We start from the raw sequence: 4,384 nt of genomic DNA on the forward strand, positions 1-4,384 counted from the left end.
AGCTGCGTCCTAACCACCTTGACTAATGCTATATTTCGGGCATTTCAGCCCTATTTCATACCCGAACGTCTCGCACCCGCATCTAACACGAAGTATTCACCTTTGTTAATACTTGAGTAAATTCGTGCTATTGCATCTTGAGCCGACCTGCCAGGTCTAAACCCATAGCTTGTGCCCTCAAATCTTGATTCCCATTCGGGCTCAAGTGCCGACTTGACCAAGGCTTGCCTTGCTCTATCTTGGATAGTGGGTATTCCCATTCCCGCTTTTTTCATCCCTTCCAGGTTTTGGAATCCACACCCGTCGCAGTGGTTTGGCTTTGAGATTTCCCTTAATGCTCTCAACCAGTTCAAACCTTTGCCTTGGAGAGATTGCTCTTACTCCATCGACTCCAGCCGTTTTCTTGCCTTGATTATCTTGGGTTACTCGCCGTACTGCTAGGAGCCGGGCATAATATGACTTCACCAATAGACGTTGCAACCTTCTTGCCTTTGCGTCTTGTCCCGATTTAGCTGCTTGAAATATCCTCTTTTGGAGTTTGAAAACTTTCCGCTGGACTTTCGCCCATGGAATTGCTTTCCATGCGTTTTTCGTAGTCTTGATTGGTTTGGGTTTACCAAAGCCTTTCTTTAAACTCGCCTGCGCCATTTGTGCTCCTACTAGACTCTATTCTTTACAATCAAACCGTGACCCGTCTGCATATCCTTATCATTACAGTAAGGCGTTGGCTTCTGGTCACATCTCACCCCCTAATAGGCTTACGCTTACACTTTTCGCTACTGACTCTCTCGACCAGATTATCAGAGCCTAAAAGGGGTTAAAACGTTCCGTTTATATGGGCATTCCATCTTTAGATTTGTCCTATCCATCGGGGTATCTTTAAAGGTCTGTGTAGGTGTCCTATAGAAAACCCTACTTTTCCCCTTACTCTTTTGAGCGCAGCGTATCAACCTATTTCGCTGCTTATTAGTTACGGTGGTTCAAGCCAGACATTCGGTTTCCCTAATCATAGATAGTTGGCAGTGGTCTCGATTCTGGTGTTAGGTTACACCTCGGAGCCTTCCGTTCCCCGCTTCGGTCTTGGTATTGTGAGTCCCAAAACCGGGGGTGGCTATCGCCGTTACCCTCACCTCTGTTTCGTACTTTCCATTATGTTAAGAATTATTACGATTTGTTACAGAGTGTATTGACCTTGGGTTCCCTGCCTTGATTTGGTATCCTAAGATACAAATCGTCGGGACATATAAACAGTTATGGGATGGTCAGGGGTGTGAATCCCTTATATTCCACCCAGGGGTGGAAGTCCCACTAGGAGGTTATTTCAGGCATCGCAGCCTTATTTGACTCCTAAACGAATCACACGTATATTTCTATACTAACGTCGGGACATATAAACAGTTATGAGGATGGTCAGGAGTGCGCTCCTTATATTCAACCAAGGGGTTGAAATCCTCACCAGGCAGTTATTTCGGGCATTGCAGCCCTATTTGATGCCTGAACGTCTCGCACCGCTACTTACTCTTTACGGCGGTTCAAGCCAGACATTCGGTTTCCCTAATCATGGATGGTTGGCAGTGGTCTCGGTTCTGGTGTTGGGTTACACCTTGGAGCCTTCCGTTCCCCGCTTCAATCTGACGGGTTGTGAGTCCTAAAACTGGGGGTGGCTATCGCCGTTATCCTCACCTTTTGTCGTAACTTTTCCGTTATGTTAAGAATTGTTACGTTTTGTTACAAAGTATGTTGAGCTTGGAGTCCCTGCCTTGATTTGGTATCGTGTGATACAAATATTCGGGACATATAAACAGTTATGGGGATGTTCAGGAGTGCGTTCCTTATATTCAATCAAGGGGTTGAAGTCCCCACCAGGCGGTTATTTCGGGTGTTTCAACCCTATTTCATGCTTGAACGTCTCGCACGGATTACCAGAGCATACCACAAAGGGAACACAGTTTCCGTGGCCGCGCTCAAGGCTGCCAGGAATGCCACCTCCAGAAAGCTGCCTGAGACTTTGTTTAAGGCTCTCTGGGATATGCGATAATCCTACTTTAAAGGTTTCCTTATAAAGGCCCCGCTGATTTGTTGGTCAAGCGGGGCTTTTTACTGTTGAAAGTTTGAGTGTAGGATAGAAATTATCGTGCGAGACGTTCAGGCATGAAATAAGGTTGCAATACCTGAAATAACCGCCTGGTGCGGATTTCAACCCCTCGGTTGAACATAAGGATAGCACACCTGCCCATCCCCATAACTGTTTATATGTCCCGACGCTTGGAGAAATCTAAGTAAGGCAGGGAACTCAAGGTCATAAACAAACTGAGAAATCAGGGAGTAGAGAGTAACGGCGATAGCCACCCCCAGTTTTGGGAATCATAACCTCAGGATTGAAGCGGGGAACGGAAGGCGTGAGGGAAAACCTATTCCCAATAATACGACCACTGCCAACCATCCATGACTAAGGAAATCTGAATGTTCCGACTTGAACCATCGTAAGTATTCAGTAGCGAAACAGGTTGACACGCTGCGCTCAAAAGAGCAAGGGGAAAAGTAGGGTTTTGTTAATAACACCTACACAGACTTTTAAAAAGTACCCCGGTGGATAGGACAAGTCTAAAGATGGAAAGCCCATATAAACGGAACGTTGTAACCCCTTTTAGGCTCTGATAATCTGGTCGAGATATCAGTAGTGACAAATGTAAGCGCAAGCCTATTAGGGGGTGAGATGTGACCAGAAGCCAAAGCCCGACTGTAATGGTAGGGATATGCTAACGGGTCACGGTTGGATTGTAAGAAATAGAGCCTAGTAGATGTACATATGGCGATAGCGAGTTTAAAGAAAGGATTTGGTAAGCCCAAACCAATCAAGACTACGAACAACGCATGGAAGGCAATCCCATGGACTAAGGTTCAGCGGAAAGTTTTCAAGCTCCAAAAAAGGATATTTCAAGCAGCTAAATCGGGACAGGATGCAAAGGCAAGAAGGTTGCAACGTCTATTGGTGAAGTCATATTATGCCCGACTCTTAGCAGTGCGGCGAGTGACCCAAGATAATCAAGGTAAGAAAACGGCTGGAGTCGATGGAATGAGAGCAATCTCTCCAAGGCAAAGGTTTGAACTTGTTGAGAGCATTAAGGGAAACCTCAAAGCAAAACCACTGCGACGGGTGTGGATTCCAAAACCTGGCAGGGATGAAAAACGCCCTCTGGGAATACCCACAATCCAAGACAGAGCAAGGCAAGCCTTGGTTAAATCGGCTCTCGAACCTGAATGGGAATCGAGATTTGAAGGCACAAGCTACGGGTTTAGACCGGGAAGGTCAGCCCACGATGCAATAGCAAGGATTTACCTAAGTATCAACAAAGGAAGTTATTACATACTGGATGCAGATATAGCTAAATGCTTTGACCGAATAAACCATGAATACCTACTGTCTAAAATTCATTGTCCAAGCAGCCTAAAAAGAGACCTGAAACAATGGCTTAAAGCAGGTGTGCTAGATAACGGCGTATTTGAGGATACAGAAACAGGGACACCCCAAGGAGGGGTAATAAGTCCACTCCTAGCTAACATCGCACTGGATGGGATGATTAGGTTAATTGAAAAACTGTATCCTAAAAGTACCAGTGGCAAACCTTACGCAACGGTAATAAGATACGCCGATGATTTTGTAGCCATATCCAAAGACTTAGGAATCATTGAACAGTGCAAAACTGCTATTTCCAAATGGTTAAAACCTGTAGGATTAGAGATTAAACCCGAAAAGACTCGAATTTGCCATACGCTCAAACCTATTGAGTATGATGGAAAAACAGAAGAGCCCGGGTTTGATTTTCTAGGATTCAACATCAGGCAATATCCAGCAGGGATACACAAAGCTGGAAAGATGAATAGGGATATAAGGAAAACCTTTTTAACCCACATCAAACCCAGCAAGAAAGCAGTTAAAGCCCATACAGAAGTGATTCAAGGGGTAATTAAAAAACATAAAACTACACCCCAGTCAGCCCTGATTAACAAGCTAAACCCGATTATTCGGGGATGGTCAAATTATTATTCAGGAGTAGTTTCATCAGAAACTTTCGTAAAGCTAGACAACCTAATCTGGCAAATGTTGAGGGCATGGACAGTTTCAAGATGCGGAAAGGTAAGTTACGAAAAGCTAGGAAACTACTTCCACAAGGGAACGGTTAAACTTAGCAACGGGAAAGAAAGACATGAATCTTGGTTATTCAAGACTAAGGATGGATTCCAACTATGGAAACATAATTGGACTTCGATTGTTAGACACACCCTAATACGCCCCAACGCGACACCATACGACGGAAATTGGACTTACTGGGCAACCAGGAAAGGACAAGCAATTGACACGCCAAACAGGGTAGCAAAACTA

At 44.9% G+C, this 4,384-nt stretch carries 1 protein-coding gene and 1 pseudogene; one reads left to right on the forward strand and one right to left on the reverse strand.

Going from position 1 to position 4,384, the window contains the following annotated elements:
• Positions 1 to 77: 77 nt before the first annotated feature.
• Positions 78 to 648 (reverse strand): annotated as a pseudogene (locus ACTIE0_RS22975) (reverse transcriptase N-terminal domain-containing protein); the annotation flags it as partial.
• A gap of 2,161 nt (positions 649 to 2,809) precedes the next feature.
• Here ACTIE0_RS22975 and ltrA point away from each other — a divergent pair.
• On the forward strand, positions 2,810 to 4,384 hold a 1,575-nt coding region (ltrA, locus tag ACTIE0_RS22980; RefSeq protein WP_439517000.1), incomplete at its 3' end, for a group II intron reverse transcriptase/maturase.

Source organism: Limnospira sp., assembly GCF_051859755.1.
GTDB lineage: Bacteria > Cyanobacteriota > Cyanobacteriia > Cyanobacteriales > Microcoleaceae > Limnospira > Limnospira fusiformis.